Here is a 15,917-nt window from a genome sequence, read left to right on the forward strand (position 1 = left end):
GAACGACCCGAGGGCCGCACCCCGTACGAGACGGGGTGCGGCCCTCGGCCGTGGTACTCGCCGCCGGCCGCTTACTTGCGGATCAGGCTGCGCAGCACGTACTGCATGATGCCGCCGTTGCGGTAGTAGTCCGCCTCGCCGGGGGTGTCGATGCGCACGACCGCGTCGAACTCGACGCCGGTGTCGGTGGTGACCTTCACCGTGCGCGGGGTGGTGCCGTTGTTGAGCTCCTCGACGCCGGTGAAGGAGAAGCTCTCCTCGCCGGTCAGGCCCAGGGAGGCGGCCGAGGCGCCCTCCGGGTACTGCAGGGGCAGGACGCCCATGCCGATCAGGTTGGAGCGGTGGATGCGCTCGTAGGACTCGGCGATGACGGCCTTGACGCCGAGCAGCGCGGTGCCCTTGGCCGCCCAGTCGCGGGACGAGCCGGAGCCGTACTCCTTGCCCGCGAGGACGACGAGCGGGATGCCCTGCTCGATGTAGTTGCGCGAGGCGTCGTAGATGAACGACACCGGCGCGTCGGCCTGGGTGAAGTCGCGGGTGAAGCCGCCCTCGGTGCCCGGCGCGATCTGGTTGCGCAGGCGGATGTTGGCGAACGTGCCGCGGATCATGACCTCGTGGTTGCCACGGCGCGAGCCGTAGGAGTTGAAGTCGCGACGCTCCACGCCGTGCTCGGTGAGGTACTGGCCGGCCGGGGTGTCGGCCTTGATGGCACCGGCCGGGGAGATGTGGTCGGTGGTGACCGAGTCGCCCAGCTTGGCCAGGACGCGGGCGTCGGCGATGTCGCTCACCGGGGCCGGGTCCATGGTCATGCCCTCGAAGTAGGGGGGCTTGCGGACGTAGGTCGACTCGCCGTCCCACTCGAAGGTGTTGCCGGTCGGGATCGGCAGGGCCTGCCACTGGGCGTCGCCCGCGAACACGTCCTGGTAGGACTTGGAGAACATGTCCTCGCCGATGGCGTTGGCGACGACGTCGTTGACCTCGGCCTCGGTCGGCCAGATGTCCTTGAGGAAGACCGGGTTGCCCTCGGCGTCGGTGCCGATGGCCTCGGTGGTGATGTCCACCTTCATCGAGCCGGCGATGGCGTACGCGACGACCAGCGGCGGGGACGCCAGGTAGTTCATCTTGACGTCGGGGTTGATCCGGCCCTCGAAGTTGCGGTTGCCGGAGAGCACCGAGGTGACGGCCAGGTCGGCGTCGTTGATCGCCTTCGAGATCTCCTCGTCCAGCGGACCGGAGTTGCCGATGCAGGTGGTGCAGCCGTAGCCGACCAGGTTGAAGCCCATCTTGTCGAGGTAGGGCGTCAGACCGGACTTGTCGAAGTAGTCGGTGACGACCTTCGAGCCCGGGGCGAGGGTGGTCTTGACCCACGGCTTGCGGGTCAGGCCCTTCTCCACGGCCTTCTTCGCGACGAGCGCGGCGGCGACCATCACGTACGGGTTCGAGGTGTTGGTGCAGGAGGTGATGGCCGCGACCGTCACCGCGCCGTGGTCGATCTCGAACGTGGTGCCGTCGGCCAGGGTGACCGGGGTCGGCTTCGTCGGGACGCCGTTGGCGGACGCCGGGGCGTCGGACGCCGGGAAGGACTCCTTGCCGGCCTCCTCGTCGTCGCTGACGTAGTTGCGCACGTCGGCGGCGAACTGCTGCGCGGCGTTGGCCAGGACGATGCGGTCCTGCGGGCGCTTCGGGCCGGCGATGGAGGGGACGACCGTCGCGAGGTCGAGCTCCAGCTTCTCCGAGAAGTCGGGCTCGGCGGCCGGGTCGAGCCAGAGGCCCTGCTCCTTGGCGTACGCCTCGACGAGCGCGACCTGCTGGGCGTCGCGGCCGGTCAGGCGCAGGTACTTCAGCGTCTCGTCGTCGATCGGGAAGATCGCGGCGGTGGAGCCGAACTCCGGCGACATGTTGCCGATGGTGGCGCGGTTGGCCAGCGAGGTGGCGGCGACGCCCTCGCCGTAGAACTCGACGAACTTGCCGACGACGCCGTGCTTGCGCAGCATCTCGGTGATCGTGAGCACCAGGTCGGTGGCGGTGGTGCCGGGCTTGAGCTCACCGGTGAGCTTGAAGCCGACGACGCGCGGGATGAGCATGGAGACCGGCTGGCCGAGCATCGCGGCCTCGGCCTCGATGCCGCCGACGCCCCAGCCCAGCACGCCCAGGCCGTTGACCATGGTGGTGTGCGAGTCGGTACCGACCAGGGTGTCCGGGTACGCCTGGCCGTTGCGGACCATGACCGTGCGGGCCAGGTGCTCGATGTTGACCTGGTGGACGATGCCGGTGCCGGGCGGGACGACCTTGAACTCGTCGAAGGCGGTCTGGCCCCAGCGCAGGAACTGGTAGCGCTCCTTGTTGCGGCCGTACTCCAGCTCCACGTTCTGCGCGAACGCGTCCTTGGTGCCGAACTTGTCGGCGATGACGGAGTGGTCGATGACCAGCTCGGCCGGGGCCAGCGGGTTGATCTTCGCCGGGTCGCCGCCGAGCTCCTTGACGGCCTCGCGCATGGTGGCGAGGTCGACGACGCAGGGCACACCGGTGAAGTCCTGCATGATCACGCGGGCCGGCGTGAACTGGATCTCCTGGCTGGGCTGGGCCTGGGAGTCCCAGCCGCCGAGCGCGCGGATGTGGTCGGCGGTGATGTTCGCGCCGTCCTCGGTGCGGAGCAGGTTCTCCAGGAGCACCTTCAGGCTGTAAGGGAGGCGCGCGGAGCCCTCGACCTTGTCCAGCTTGAAGATCTCGTACGACTCGTCGCCCACGCGCAGCGTGCTGCGGGCGTCGAAGCTGTTCGCCGACACGACAGTCTCCTTCATCAATGTGCGCGTACTACCGCAATCCTGCCGCCACCCCTGGGGGCCGATCCGCTAAGGTAAGACTTAGTTAGGTAACCCTTACCGGGTGACGACCGCGGTGCGTCTTCGGCAGATATCTCGATGTCGAGATAACTCTAGTACATCACCGCTGCCTGGTCATGCCCGGGCGCCCCGCTGTGCGCCAGGCCACGCCCGCGACCCGCGCCCGCCCCGGCCCCCGGGGGCCGTCGCACGCATGGATCGCGCGACCGGGGGCAGTCGCACCTCTGTGCGGGGTCCGGGTACCCCCTCTCCCGGACCGGCACACCGCCGGGCGCCGCACCCCCGGAGCGACAGGACGGGGGTGCGGGCACCCGGACGGAGCCCCAGCGTTTGACGACCCGTCAGATCCGTTCGAGCATCGAGCCGCACGGGCCGGGCCGCGAAACGGTACGGACAGCCGGAAATGCCACTCGTATGACCGTCACACCAATGGACCACCCCCGCGCGAGCGTCATCTCATATCTGAGATAGCCTGCGTCGCATGGCAGACGACTACCTCGTACGCATCGGCAAGCTCATCCGCGACGCCCGCCAGCACCGGGGCTGGACGCAGACGCAGCTGGCCGACGCGCTCGGCACCAGCCAGAGCGCCGTGAACCGCATCGAGCGCGGCAACCAGAACATCAGCCTTGAGATGATCGCGCGCATCGGTGAGGCGCTCGACAGTGAGATCGTGTCCCTCGGCTACGCCGGTCCGATGCACCTGCGGGTGGTCGGCGGCCGCCGGCTGTCCGGCGCCATCGACGTCAAGACGAGCAAGAACGCGTGCGTGGCCCTGCTGTGCGCCTCGCTGCTCAACAAGGGCCGCACGGTGCTGCGCCGCGTCGCCCGCATCGAAGAGGTCTTCCGCCTCCTGGAGGTCCTCAGCTCCATCGGCGTACGGGTCCGCTGGATCAACGACGGCGTCGACCTGGAGATCGTCCCGCCCGCGCAGCTGGACATGGACGCCATCGACGCGGAGGCCGCGCGCCGCACCCGCTCGATCATCATGTTCCTCGGCCCGCTGCTGCACCGCCTCGACCGCTTCAAGCTGCCCTACGCCGGCGGCTGCGACCTGGGCACCCGCACGATCGAGCCGCACATGATCGCGCTGCGCCGGTTCGGCCTGGACATCACCGCCACCGAGGGCCTCTACCACGCCGAGGTCGAGCCGTCCGTGGCGCCCGACCGCCCGATCGTGCTGACCGAGCGCGGCGACACGGTCACCGAGAACGCGCTGCTGGCCGCCGCCCGCCACGACGGCGTCACCGTCATCCGCAACGCCTCCTCCAACTACATGGTCCAGGACCTGTGCTTCTTCCTGGAGGCGCTGGGCGTACGGGTCGACGGCATCGGCACCACCACGCTGACCGTGCACGGTGTGCCCCAGATCGACGTCGACGTCGACTACTCCCCCTCCGAGGACCCGGTCGAGGCGATGAGCCTGCTGGCCGCCGCGGTGGTCACCGAGTCGGAACTGACGATCCGCCGGGTGCCGGTCGAGTTCATGGAGATCGAGCTCGCGGTCCTGGAGGAGATGGGCCTGGACCACGACCGCTCCCCGGAGTACGCCGCCGACAACGGCCGCACCCGCCTGGTCGACCTCACGGTCCGCCCCTCCAAGCTGGAGGCGCCGATCGACAAGATCCACCCGATGCCGTTCCCCGGCCTGAACATCGACAACGTCCCCTTCTTCGCGGCCATCGCGGCGGTCGCCCAGGGCAAGACGCTGATCCACGACTGGGTGTACGACAACCGCGCGATCTACCTCACCGACCTCAACCGCCTCGGCGGCCGCCTCCAGCTCCTGGACCCGCACCGCGTCCTGGTCGAGGGCCCGACCCGCTGGCGCGCGGCCGAGATGATGTGCCCGCCCGCGCTGCGCCCGGCGGTCGTCGTCCTGCTCGCCATGATGGCCGCGGACGGCACCTCGGTGCTGCGCAACGTGTACGTCATCAACCGCGGCTACGAGGACCTGGCGGAGCGCCTGAACTCGGTGGGCGCGCAGATCGAGATCTTCCGGGACATCTAGACCCGGCCTTCTCCCGCCCGCACCGGCCGCTTCCTGACCTCGCGTCAGGAAGCGGCCGGCTTGCGCGCGTTCAGCGGGGCCACGCCCAGGCGGCGCTTGCGGCGGGGGGCCACCGGCTCGTCGCGCGCCTGGGCCCACTGGGAGCGGACGTGGCCCAGGTGGCGGGCCAGGCACTCCTCGGCCGCCTTGGCGTCCCCGGAGATCATGATGTCGAGCAGCTCGTGGTGCTCCTCGGCCGAGTCCACGAGCAGCCCCCGCTCGGCCAGGCCCGTCAGCCCGTACAGCCGCGAGCGGTTGCGCAGGTCGCCCACCACCTGGACCAGCCGGTCGTTCCCGGACAGGCCGAGCAGGGAGAGGTGGAAGCGGCGGTCCGCCTCCAGGTAGCCGATCAGGTCGTGCTTGCGCGCGCACGCCACGATCTCGTTCGCGATCGGGCGCAGCGCCTCCAGCTGCTCGCGCGTGGCGGTGCGCGTGATCGCACCGATGGTCGGGATCTCGATGAGCTCGCGCAGCTGGGCGTACTGGTCGAGGTCCCGCTCGCTCACCTCGGTGATCCGGAACCCCTTGTTCCGTACCGGCTCGACCAGCCCCTCGCGCGCCAGGTCCAGCATCGCCTCGCGCACGGGGGTGGCCGAGATACCGAACTCCGCGGCCAGCTGCGGCGCGGAGTAGATCTCGCCGGGCACCAGGTCCCCCGAGATCATCCCCGCGCGCAGCGCGTTGCCCACCTGGTCACGCAACCGCTCATGGGTGGTGACGACGAGAATCTTCTGCTTGAGCTGGCCCCCCATGGCGGGTCCCTCCGTGTCCGTGAAACGCCGACGTCCTCTGTCACGTCGCGCCCGTCCGGACCGCACGGTGCAGGGCGGCGGCGACAGCCAGATCTTCCCAGGCCATGCCGACACTCTTGAAGACCTGTGGATAACCCCGGGTCGGCGTGATCTCGCCGCTGACGAGTTCCGCGAGCGTACCCGCGATGTGCTCCGGTCCGAAGGCCCCTTCGGCGATCGGCACCAGCAGGTCCCCCGCCTCGCGCAGGGCGGCCGAGCGCGCCTCGACGAACACGGCGGACCGGCGCATCAGTTCCGTGTCCAGTTCACGGGCCTCCGGCTCGTGCGAGCCGACCGCCACCACGGCGGCGTGGGCGGGGACGAGACTCCCGTCGAAGAGCGGCTCGCGGGCCGTGGTGCAGCAGGCCACCAGGTCGGCCCGGGCGACATCGGAAGCCGTACCCGTACGGGCGTCGAGCCCGAGGGACTCGGCGTGCGCCACCAGCGCCCCGGCCGCGTCCGGCCGTCGCGCGACCACGGTCACCTCGCTCAACTCGGCCACGCCGAGCGCCGCTTCGACGTGGTGGTACGCCTGCGGTCCCGCCCCGAACACCACCAGGTGCCGGGCCCCCGGCGGCGCGAGGTGCCGCAGGGCGAGCGCGGAGACGGCCGGGGTGCGCAGGGAGGTGAGGGCGGGCCCGTCCACGTACGCGAGCGGGGTCAGGGTCGGGCCGTCGAACAGCAGGTAGCCGCCGGTGATCCGGGGCAGCCCGCGCTCCGGGTTGCCGGGCGCGACCCCGGCGAGCTTGACGCCCGCGTAGCCACCGCCGGCGGCGGGCATCAGCAGCAACTCGCCGTCGCCCACCGGGGCGTGGACGCGCGGCTGGCCCTCCTCGGGGTCAAGCCCGTCGCGCAGCGCCTGTTCGAGGGCGTCGGCGGCGGCGACGGGGGTGAGGAGGGCGGGGACGTCGTCGGGGCCGATGAAGGGGAAGGGCGGGGCGGAGGCCGCGGCGTGGGAGGGCGGGGTGTGCTTGGTGGGGTGTGGCGTCGGAGTGTCATGGGTGGCGCGTGACATCGCACTGTCATGGGTGGGGTGTGACATATCACCGGTCCTACCCGAAATGTCACACACTCCATCCCCCATGTGACCGTTCACACTCGTTCACGCCCCTCCGCTCCTCCACGCTCCTCTTCCTCCACACCCCATCTGTTCCTCGCCCCCTGCCCCTCTCCTTCGCCGCCGCTCAGAGCAGGAACCCCGCCCCCAGCACGTCCCCCGCCTCCCGTACGAAGGTGTGCTCACCGGTGCGGTGAGCTGTCCCCGTCACCTCGGTGACCAGCCCGTTCGCCTGCGTGTCCGCCCCCGTGACCCGGCCGAGGAAGACCGTCCCGACCACGGACTCGTGGCGCAACTCCTCCCCCGCGCCGATGCGGCCGTCCTCCGCGAGCAGCGCCAGCCGGGCCGAGGTGCCCGAGCCGCACGGCGACCGGTCCACCTGGCCGTCGGCGAAGACGGTGATGCTCCGCTGGTTCGGGCCACGCGGGGTGTCGGGGAGGTCCTCGTGCAGGATCACCCCGTACACCCCCGACAGCAGCGCACCGTCCGGGTGCCAGGTGGCGGGGTGGCCCGCCAGGGCGGCGCGGACCTCCCGGCCGACCGCCGTGAGCACCGGCAGCGCGGCCCGGTCGACGGCGAGGCCGAGCTGCGTGGCGGACACCGAGGCGTAGCAGGCGCCGGCGTGCGCGATGTCGACGTCCACCGTCCCGTGGCTGGTGGCGACGGGCACCTTGCGCGCGGTGACCTGGGAGGCGACGTTGCGGAAGGTGACGCCGGTGGTGCGGCCCGCAGCGCGGTGAACGGTGGCGCAGACCCGGCCCGACGGTACGTCGACGCGGACCTGCGCCGCTCCGTCGTCCGGGGCCGGGACCCGGCCGCTGTCCACCGCCCAGGCGCCGAGTGCCATCGTGCCGTGCCCGCACGCGGTGGAGTAGCCGTCCTTGTGCCAGAACAGCACGCCGAAGTGCGCGCCGTCGTCGTCCGGGGGCACCACGAAGCCGCCGTACATCCCGGCGTGGCCGCGCGGCTCCTGGACCAGCAGCCTGCGCAGGTCGTCGAGGGCGCCCGGGCGGGGTGCGGTGGTCGCGCCGCCCGGGCCGATCGCGGTGGCGCAGCGCTCGGCGACCGTGTCACCGGGGACGGGCGGCAGCCCCTCGTGGACGATCCGGAAGGGCTCGCCCGCCACGTGGTAGTCGGTCGTACGGACCGTCAGTTCACCTGCCGGGTAAGTGGTGTTGGGGCTGCTCACAGGAGGAACCCGCCGGGGAAGGGGTCCTTGGGGTCGAGGAAGTACTGCGCGGTGCCGGTGATCCAGGCGCGGCCGGTCACGGTGGGCAGCACCGCCGGGACTCCCCCGACCTCCGCCTCGCCCACCAGCCGTCCGGTGAACCGGGTTCCGATGAACGACTCGTTCACGAAGTCCTGTTCCAGGGGCAGTTCGCCCCTGGCGTGCAGCTGCGCCATGCGTGCGGAGGTGCCGGTGCCGCAGGGCGAGCGGTCGAACCAGCCGGGGTGGATGGCCATCGCGTGGCGGGAGTGGGTGGCGTCGGATCCCGGGGCGGCGAGGTAGACGTGCTTCACGCCGTTGATCTCGGGCTGCTCCGGGTGGACCGGGCGGTCGGTCGCGTTGATCGCCTCCATGATGGCGAGCCCCGCGGTGATCAGGTCATCCTTGCGGGCACGGTCGAAGGGCAACCCGAGGGAGTCCAGGCTGACGAAGGCGTAGAAGTTGCCGCCGTATGCCATGTCATACGTGACCGTGCCATGTCCCGGCACCTCGACCTTGCGGTCCAGGCCGACGCTGAAGGCGGGCACGTTGGCGAGGGTGACCGACCTGGCCTCCCCGTCCACGACGTGCACGTCCACCGAGACGAGCCCGGCCGGGGTGTCCAGGCGGACGGTTGTGACGGGCTCGACGACCGGCACCATCCCGGTCTCGACCAGGACGGTCGCAACGCCGATGGTGCCGTGCCCGCACATCGGCAGCAGCCCGGACACCTCGATGTAGAGCACGCCGAAGTCCGCGTCGGGGCGGGTCGGCGGCTGGAGGACCGCGCCGCTCATGGCCGCGTGCCCGCGCGGCTCGTACATGAGCAGCGTGCGCACCTGGTCCAGGTGCTCGATGAAGTGCAGCCGTTTCTCGGCCATGGTGGCGCCGGGGACGACGCCGACGCCGCCGGTGATCACGCGGGTCGGCATGCCCTCGGTGTGCGAGTCGACGGCGTGGTAGACGTGACGGGTTCTCATGGTGGATTCCCCTCCCCTGGAAGCTCTCTGATGCCTCGGGTACCTGTGCTAATACCTGGCTGCCCGGCTACTTGTGGCCGTCGGCGAGGGCCTTCTCGGTGGCCGCGCGCACGGCCGCCTCCTGCTCACTGGTCAGCGGTGAGCGCGGCGGGCGGGTCGGGCCCGCGGGGCGGCCCGCGATCTCCATGGACAGCTTGATGGCCTGGACGAACTCGGTCTTGGAGTCCCAGCGCAGCAGCGAGTGCAGCGAGCGATACAGGGGCAACGCGGTGTCCAGGTCCCCTTCGGCAGCCGCGCGGTAGAGGGCGGCGGAGGAGACGGGCAGCGCGTTGGGGTACCCGGCGATCCAGCCCACGGCACCCGCCAGCACCAGTTCGAGGAGAACGTCGTCGGCTCCCACCAACAGGTCGAGCCCCGGGGCGAGTTCGGCTATCTCATAGGCGCGCCGGACGTCTCCGCTGAACTCCTTCACCGCCACGATCGAACCCTCCGCGTGCAGCGCGGCGAGCAGGGCGGGAGTCAGGTCGACGCGGGTGTCGTAGGGGTTGTTGTACGCGACCACGGGGAGGCCGGCCCGGGCCGTCTCGGCGTAGTGGGCACGCACGGTCGCGTCGTCCGCCCGGTAGGCGTTGGGCGGCAGCAGCAGTACGGATCCGGCGCCCGCCTCGGCCGCCTGCTCGGCCCATCGGCGCGACTCGGCGCTGCCGTAGGCGCTGACGCCTGGCATCACCCTGGCCCCGTCCCCCGCCGCCTCGACGGCGACGCGCACGACCCGCGCGCGCTCCTCGTCGGTCAGGGTCTGGTACTCACCGAGCGAGCCGTTGGGCACCACGCCGTCACAGCCGTTCGCGACGAGCCAGGCGACGTTGTCGGCGAAGGCGTCGTAGTCCACGGAGAGGTCGTCGCGCAGCGGCAGCGCCGTGGCGACCATGATGCCGTGCCAGGGCCTGGCGCGTCCGGCGGGCGCGTCCGGGGTCGCGTCTGGGGTCGGAATCGGGGTCGAAGTCGGGGTCGAGGTCGAGGTCGAGGTCGAGGTCGTACCAGGGTTCGTCAGCGCGTTCTCAGCCGTCATCACATGACTCGTCGCATGGCCCATCTCATGGCTCATCGCATGACTCCTAGTGTGAGGTGTGACATTTTATTAAGGCGCGAACGGCGCCCACAAGGGATCGACGGACCGGGGATCGGTAGACCTGAGCGCGCCCGCCCAACAGGTCAGGCGCCGTAACCGATCCCGGCTCTGACTATTCGTCAGACGGCAGCTCCGCCAACTGTTTCAGCGGTACGGGGCAGGAGAGCGGCCGCGTCTCGGGCGCGGGCTCCCCGCCCGCCAGGCACGCCACCGCCTGGCCGCACATCCGCCCCTGGCACCAGCCCATGCCGGCCCGGGTCAGCAGCTTGACGCTCCGGGCGTCCCGCGCGCCCAGCTCCACCACGGCCTCCCGGACGCGCCCGGCGGGCACCTCCTCGCAGCGGCAGACGTCGGTGGCGTCGTCCAGCCACTCCACCCAGCCGTCCCCCGGCCGGTGGGCCGCCGCCATCGCGTCGGCGAAGGCCCGCAGCCGCGCCCTGCGCCGCGGCAACCTCCCAGGAACGGCTCCGGACGCCCCTCCTCGTACGACGGCCGCGATCGAGTGGGCCGCCAGCTCCCCCTCGATCAGAGCGAGTTGAGCTCCACCGACACCGCCCGCCTCCCCCGCCGCCCAGACCCCTGGCACCGAGGTGCGCTGGGACGCGTCGAGGTCCAGGGCGAGGGTTCCGTCCGGGGTGCGGCGGGTCGCGCAGCCCAGGCCGAGGGCGAGTTCCAGTTGCGGGACGAGTCCGTGCCCGACGGCGAGCGCGTCACAGGGGATGCGGCGCCCGGTTCCGGGCAGCGGGCGCCAGTGACGGTCGAGCCGGGAGGCGGTTACCGCTTCGACCCGGTCGGTGCCGTGCACGGCGGTGACGGCGTGCCGGGTGAGCAGGCGTACGGAGTGCCTCAGGAGTCCGCCGCCGAACAGCGCGCCCTCGGCGAGCTTTGCCGGATTCCTTGCCAGGAGCGGCAGTTGGCGCGCGTATCCGGCGTAGTCGGCAGCCTCCACCACCGCCGGGACGCGGGCGCCCGCGGCGGCCAGCGAGTCGGCGACGGCCAGCAGGAGCGGTCCGCTGCCCGCGACGACGACGCGCCGCCCGGGCAGCACGAGCCCGGACTTGAGCATGGCCTGCGCTCCGCCCGCGCCGACGACGCCGGGCAGGGTCCATCCGGGGAAGGGGAGTTGGCGTTCGTACGCGCCGGTGGCGATGAGCACGGTACGCGCCCTGATGGTGGCGGGCCGCTCGTCCGGGCCCTCGACGGCGTGCAGCCGCCAGCCCGGGCCGCCGCCCGAGGCTTCCGTGGCGGGAGGTTCCGTGGTGTCTCCCTCGCGTCGCGCCTCCGGGTCGCCGTCGCGCACGACGGTCCAGATGTGGTGGGACGGCAAGTACGTGATGGCGCGGGTCTGTTGGTGGCGCGCGAGCTTGTCCGTACGGCGGGTGAAGGCGCTCCAGCCGTGGTGCAGGGCCTGGGGGCGGCGGGCGCCGAGCTCGGGGGCGGGGTGGCGGTAGTACTGGCCGCCGGGGCGCTCTCCCGCGTCGACCAGCGCGACCCGCAGCCCCAGGTCGGCGGCAGTGACGGCGGCCGCCAGCCCGGCAGGCCCGGCTCCGACCACGGCGAGGTCGTACGGCGCACCCATGTCCGGGCCGCCGTGCACGCGCTCCGGTCGCCCAAGCGGCCCGGATCGAAAGGCCCACTCCGGCCCCTCGGGCCGCACAGCCGACTCAGGTCGCACAGCCGGCCCAGGTCGCACAGCCGGCTCAGGCCGCTCAGACGCCGAGGTCGCCATGGCCGGTGCCCTCCTGGGTGGTGACGGCGTCGCCCGGGCGGGCGGGGACCATGCAGAGGCGCTGGTTGGGGCGTCCGTTGACGGTGGCGAGGCAGTCGTAGCAGGCGCCGATCCCGCAGAAGGCGCCGCGGGGGCGGCCGCCCTCGCGGGTGGTGCGCCAGGCGAGGATGCCCGCGGCCCACAGCGCCGCGGCGATGCTCTGGCCCGGCAGCGCGGTGATCTCACGGGTGTCACATGTGATGGTGTACTGCGTCGCGGGCGCGGCGCCGACGAGCGAGGCCGGGGTCCTGCGCGGTCCGGGGCGGGTCACGCGGCGTCTCCTGTCCGCTGGTCGGCGGTGAAGCGTGCGGGATCGAACGGGCCTGTGTCCAGCGCGGGTTGGGAGCCGGTGAGACCGGCGGCGATCAATGCGCCGGTGGCCGGGGCGAGGCCGATGCCCGCCCCCTCGTGGCCGCAGGCGTGGTGCAGCCCGGGCACGCGCGGGTCGGGGCCGATCGCGGGGAGGTGGTCGGGCAGGTAGGGCCGGAAGCCGTGGTAGGCGCGGATGACGCGGACGTCGGCGAGGACGGGGAAGAGCGCGGCGGCCTGGACGGCCAGGCGGCGCAGGGCTTCGGTGGACAGGCTCCGCTCGAAGCCCACGCGTTCGCGGGTGGCGCCGATGAGGACGGGGCCCGAGGGGGTGCCCTCGACGACGGGCGAAGACTGGAGGGCTGCGGACCCGCTGGCGACGTCGGCGATGTAGTCGGCGGCGTACACCTTGTGCCGCACCACGCGGGGCAGCGGTTCGGTGACGAGGACGAAGCCGCGACGGGGCAGGACCGGCAGCCGGGTGCCGGCCAGGGCGGCGATCCGGCCGCCCCAGGTGCCCGCGGCGTTGACCAGGGCGGGGGCGAGCAGGTCGCCGCCCGGGGTGCGTACGCCCCGGACCGCGCCGCCGGGGCCGGTGAGCACTTCGGTGACTTCGGTGCCGAGCCGTATCTCGGCCCCCGACTCGGCTGCGGCCCGCAGGAGTTGGGCGGCGGCGCGGGCGGGCTGGAGCTGGGCGTCCTGGGGATAGTGGAAGCCTCCGGCGAGGCCGGGGGCCAGGTGGGGTTCGAGGTCGTGCAGGGCGTCGGCCGGTATCTCGCGGGCCTCCACCCCTGCCGAGCGCTGGCCTTCGGCGAAGGTGCGCAGGGCGCGCAGGGCGGTCTCGTCGGGCGCCACGACGAGACCGCCCTTGGGCTCGTACTCGGTCTCCGGTGGGAGTTCCCGCGCGAGGTCGCGCCAGAGTCGGGTGGACAGCAGCGCGAGGTCGAGCTCCGGGCCCGCCTCCTTGTCGGAGACGAGCAGGTTGCCTTCCCCGGCGCCGGTCGTACCGCCCGCGACGGAACCGCGGTCGACGACCGCGACGGCGAGGCCGGCGCGGCCCGCGTAGTACGCGCAGGCGGCTCCGACGACTCCGGCACCGATGATCACGACGTCCAGGGTGTGTCTCTTGGGCACGGCAGTAATATTTCACATTTCATAGAGCACGGACAAGGGGTGATCCCCGGGCCGGGGCGGAGTACGGAACTCCGAATCCGCCCCGGCCACAGGGCAGTTGGGCTTCGCGCGGAGGAGCCCGGACAGCGCGGTGGGCCTCAGCTACGCAGCGGTCCCTCACAGTTGAAGGGGGCCGTGCCGGCCGTGCGGTTGCTCCAGATCTCGACCTCGCCGAACGAGCAGTTCATGTCGGCGAAGTTCGTGGAGGCGGGCTTGGCCCGGTCGAGGATGAAGTAGTCGACCGTCTCCGACATGTCCTTGAAGACCTTGTCGGCGCTGGACGCGTCCGAGAGGTTCGCGGTGATCCGCCCGGTGCAGGTGAAGCGCCGCTTGCCGGGCTCGCCGTTCTCCACGCAGTCCGGCGTGTTGTAGGTGGCGCTCGCGAAGGCGGAGCGCACCGCCGCCGCTGTGGAGTCGCGCAGCTGGTCGTTGGCCACGAAGGCGGTGTTGGGCACGAACAGGTCGTTCACCTTGGCGATCTGCGCGTCCAGGAACCGGCCGTAGGCGCTCTGCACCGAGGCGTCCCGGCCGAGCCTGTTGCGCCAGGCGTCGAAGCCCGCCGGGTCGTCCGCGCGCAAGTAGCGGTACATGGACTGCAGTTCGGAGGGCCGCTCGGTCCACAGGAACTCGAAGAACGTGCCCGCGTAGTTGTAGAAGCGGAAGCCGTCCCCGTCGTACGTGGCGTGCAGCAGCTGGTCGACCGTCATCCGCGGACCACCGCCCGCCGTGTCGGCCATGATGCCCTTGACCAGGGACTTGCGCACCGCGATGCCGTTGTCGCGGGTCGCGCCGTCGAAGAACTCGGCCGTGCCCTCGTCCATCGCGGTGGTGCGGTCCCCCTCGTACCAGGCGCCCTCGCCGAAGTAACCGGGCACCGCGAAGCGGCCGTTGAGGTAGTGCGTGTACTCGTGGCGGAACAGCTCCTCCAGCGTGAGCGAGGAGTCCTGCGGCACCCGGCGCTGGTACGTGTAGAACGTCGCGCCGCGCTCGATGTAGATGCCGCCGTTGTTGGTGTCCATCCCGGTGAGGATCGGGTGGTAGTTCTCGTAGTCGGCGCGCGAGGCGTACAGCACGATGTTCAGCGTGGTGTTGGTGTCCCCGGCCAGCGGCTGGTCGGAGCCGACCACCCGGTGGAACTGCGCCTTGACCTGCTTGCTCGCGTAGTAGAGCTGGTCCACGGTGGCCCGGTCCAGCGCGGTGCGCACCTTGATCCCGCCGTTGTCGTAGCTGTACGTGTACGGGAACAGCTGGCGCTCGATGTCCTCCTTGCACACGTTGTACGGCTTGCAGGCCTCGTAGAAGTTCAGCCAGGACACCAGCTTGGCCCAGGGCTGGCTGCCCTGCCCGAAGTCCCGTACCACCGGGGCGAGCAGGGCCCCGAGGTTCTGCACCACCTCCGCCTGCAGGCCCGCCACCTGCCCGAACCGCCCGTACTCGGACAGCGCGTCGCGCACGACCCACTCGTTCGCGGTGCCCTTGAGGTGCGTGTATCCCGCGAACTTCTTGAAGGCGTCGCGGTACGCGGCGTCGCGGGCCACCAGGGTGTGGAACGCGGTGTCGTTGTTGCCCGGGTAGACGCCCAGGTAGTTCACGGAGAGCGCGGCGAGGGCCGCGCCGCCCCATGTCGCGTCCGAGTACTGGGTGTTGTGGTACTGGTCCATGGTGGCCAGGACCTTCTTGATCAGGCCCAGCTGGGACTGGCGCAGGCCGGGGGCGGAGCCTGCGTAGAGGGCCTCGCGCAGCGTCTCGGCGTTGGTGGCGGTGACGTTGAAGGTGCGGGCGGCGGTGCCGAAGTCGTTGATGGCCCGGCGCATCGCCTCGGCGGTGGGGGCGTCGGTGACGTCGATCTCAGGGCGCGAGAAGTCGTGGTACGCGACGGCGTGGAGGTAGGTGAACATCTCCAGCAGGTGCGTGGAGTTCCTGCCGTCGTGGGCGGCGGCGAGGCTGGATATGCGCCGGGAGACCGCCTGGACGTGGGCGTCGGACATGACCGGCGCGAGCCGGGCGTCCCAGGTCCAGATGAGGTCGCGCAGACAGCCGTCGGCGGTGACGGCGGGGTCGGCGAGGAAGTCGGCGAACTGCTCGGGGGCCAGCCGGGTGATCCCGTCGAGGGCGCAGGGGACGGCAGCGGCCGTTCGCGGCGAACCGCCGTTCATTGCAAGAGACTTGGCGGCCTTCTTCGCGTCGGCCTTGTGGGCTCCGGGGACGCGGCCGGCCGTGATGCCACCGGGCGCGGGAGCGGGGGCGGCCGTGGGCACGGGGGCCTGGGCCAGGCGCGTCACCTCGTCGAACGGGTTCGGGGCCTGGGCCGCAGGGCGGCCGGTGAAGGTCGGCGGGACCGCGGGGGCGGGAGCCTGCGGCGCGGCGGGGGCCGCGGCCGGTGCGGCGGGGGCGGCCGCTCCGAGCAGCGCGGCGGTCAGGGCCGCGGCGAGGAGGGGCGTGCGCACACGTCTGAACTGGGACACCTGGGTGCTCCTGGTGGGGAGTTGATGTGAGGGGGGTGTTTCAGCAGTGCGGATCTGCGGTGCGTGCGGACCGGCTCGAAAGCCGTCGTTGCGGTCGGCCGTTGGGTGTCATGGCCACTGCAATGTGAGACGTAAAATAGTA

11 protein-coding genes are annotated in these 15,917 nt (G+C 71.7%); 1 reads left to right on the forward strand and 10 read right to left on the reverse strand.

Annotation, left to right across the window (positions count from 1 at the left end; all coding sequences use genetic code 11):
- Positions 1-71 precede the first annotated feature (71 nt).
- The gene (acnA, locus tag ABT160_RS24690; RefSeq protein ID WP_351650004.1) at positions 72-2,786 is read right to left on the reverse strand and encodes an aconitate hydratase AcnA; all 2,715 of its coding nucleotides are present in this window, start codon (positions 2,784-2,786) and stop codon (positions 72-74) included.
- A 538-nt stretch (positions 2,787-3,324) separates the two neighbouring features.
- On the opposite strand from acnA, the gene ABT160_RS24695 reads away from it, so the two are divergent.
- Complete coding sequence (locus ABT160_RS24695) at positions 3,325-4,854, forward strand: helix-turn-helix domain-containing protein (protein WP_351649958.1); 1,530 nt, start codon at positions 3,325-3,327, stop codon at positions 4,852-4,854.
- 44 nt (positions 4,855-4,898) lie between these two features.
- Here the strand turns inward: ABT160_RS24695 and ABT160_RS24700 are convergent, their stop codons facing one another.
- The 9 genes from ABT160_RS24700 to ABT160_RS24740 form a co-directional block, all read right to left on the reverse strand.
- Complete coding sequence (locus ABT160_RS24700) at positions 4,899-5,645, reverse strand: GntR family transcriptional regulator (protein ID WP_351649959.1); 747 nt, start codon at positions 5,643-5,645, stop codon at positions 4,899-4,901.
- A gap of 40 nt (positions 5,646-5,685) precedes the next feature.
- The gene (locus ABT160_RS24705; RefSeq protein WP_351649960.1) at positions 5,686-6,699 is read right to left on the reverse strand and encodes an ornithine cyclodeaminase family protein; all 1,014 of its coding nucleotides are present in this window, start codon (positions 6,697-6,699) and stop codon (positions 5,686-5,688) included.
- Between the two features lie 169 nt (positions 6,700-6,868).
- Positions 6,869-7,930 carry a proline racemase family protein gene (locus tag ABT160_RS24710; protein ID WP_351649961.1) on the reverse strand — a complete coding sequence of 354 codons (1,062 nt, stop codon included), beginning with the start codon at positions 7,928-7,930 and terminating at the stop codon, positions 6,869-6,871.
- Positions 7,927-8,928 (reverse strand): proline racemase family protein, encoded by a 1,002-nt coding sequence (locus ABT160_RS24715; protein WP_351649962.1) that lies wholly within the window; start codon positions 8,926-8,928, stop codon positions 7,927-7,929. The genes ABT160_RS24710 and ABT160_RS24715 overlap by 4 nt, the downstream gene beginning before the upstream one ends.
- A gap of 67 nt (positions 8,929-8,995) precedes the next feature.
- A complete protein-coding gene (locus tag ABT160_RS24720; RefSeq protein WP_351650005.1) occupies positions 8,996-9,859 on the reverse strand; it encodes a dihydrodipicolinate synthase family protein in 864 nt (287 codons plus the stop codon).
- Between the two features lie 313 nt (positions 9,860-10,172).
- Positions 10,173-11,639 (reverse strand): FAD/NAD(P)-dependent oxidoreductase, encoded by a 1,467-nt coding sequence (locus tag ABT160_RS24725; protein ID WP_351649963.1) that lies wholly within the window; start codon positions 11,637-11,639, stop codon positions 10,173-10,175.
- A gap of 130 nt (positions 11,640-11,769) precedes the next feature.
- Positions 11,770-12,099, reverse strand: a complete 330-nt coding sequence (locus ABT160_RS24730) for a (2Fe-2S)-binding protein (protein WP_351649964.1) — start codon at positions 12,097-12,099, stop codon at positions 11,770-11,772.
- A complete protein-coding gene (locus ABT160_RS24735; protein WP_351649965.1) occupies positions 12,096-13,271 on the reverse strand; it encodes an NAD(P)/FAD-dependent oxidoreductase in 1,176 nt (391 codons plus the stop codon). The genes ABT160_RS24730 and ABT160_RS24735 overlap by 4 nt, the downstream gene beginning before the upstream one ends.
- Before the next feature lie 137 nt (positions 13,272-13,408).
- Positions 13,409-15,775 (reverse strand): collagenase, encoded by a 2,367-nt coding sequence (locus tag ABT160_RS24740; RefSeq protein WP_351649966.1) that lies wholly within the window; start codon positions 15,773-15,775, stop codon positions 13,409-13,411.
- Positions 15,776-15,917 lie beyond the last annotated feature (142 nt).

The sequence above is a fragment of the Streptomyces sp. NPDC001941 genome (assembly GCF_040296945.1).
Taxonomy (GTDB): domain Bacteria; phylum Actinomycetota; class Actinomycetes; order Streptomycetales; family Streptomycetaceae; genus Streptomyces.

Excerpts from the sequence above, each read along its gene's own strand:
- ABT160_RS24695 (WP_351649958.1), top strand. The coding sequence starts at position 3,325 with ATGGCAGACGACTACCTCGTACGCATCGGCAAGCTCATCCGCGACGCC.
- ABT160_RS24700 (WP_351649959.1), bottom strand. The coding sequence starts at position 5,645 with ATGGGGGGCCAGCTCAAGCAGAAGATTCTCGTCGTCACCACCCATGAG.
- ABT160_RS24705 (WP_351649960.1), bottom strand. The coding sequence starts at position 6,699 with ATGTCACGCGCCACCCATGACACTCCGACGCCACACCCCACCAAGCAC.
- ABT160_RS24715 (WP_351649962.1), bottom strand. The coding sequence starts at position 8,928 with ATGAGAACCCGTCACGTCTACCACGCCGTCGACTCGCACACCGAGGGC.
- ABT160_RS24720 (WP_351650005.1), bottom strand. The coding sequence starts at position 9,859 with ATGGTCGCCACGGCGCTGCCGCTGCGCGACGACCTCTCCGTGGACTAC.
- ABT160_RS24725 (WP_351649963.1), bottom strand. The coding sequence starts at position 11,639 with ATGGGTGCGCCGTACGACCTCGCCGTGGTCGGAGCCGGGCCTGCCGGG.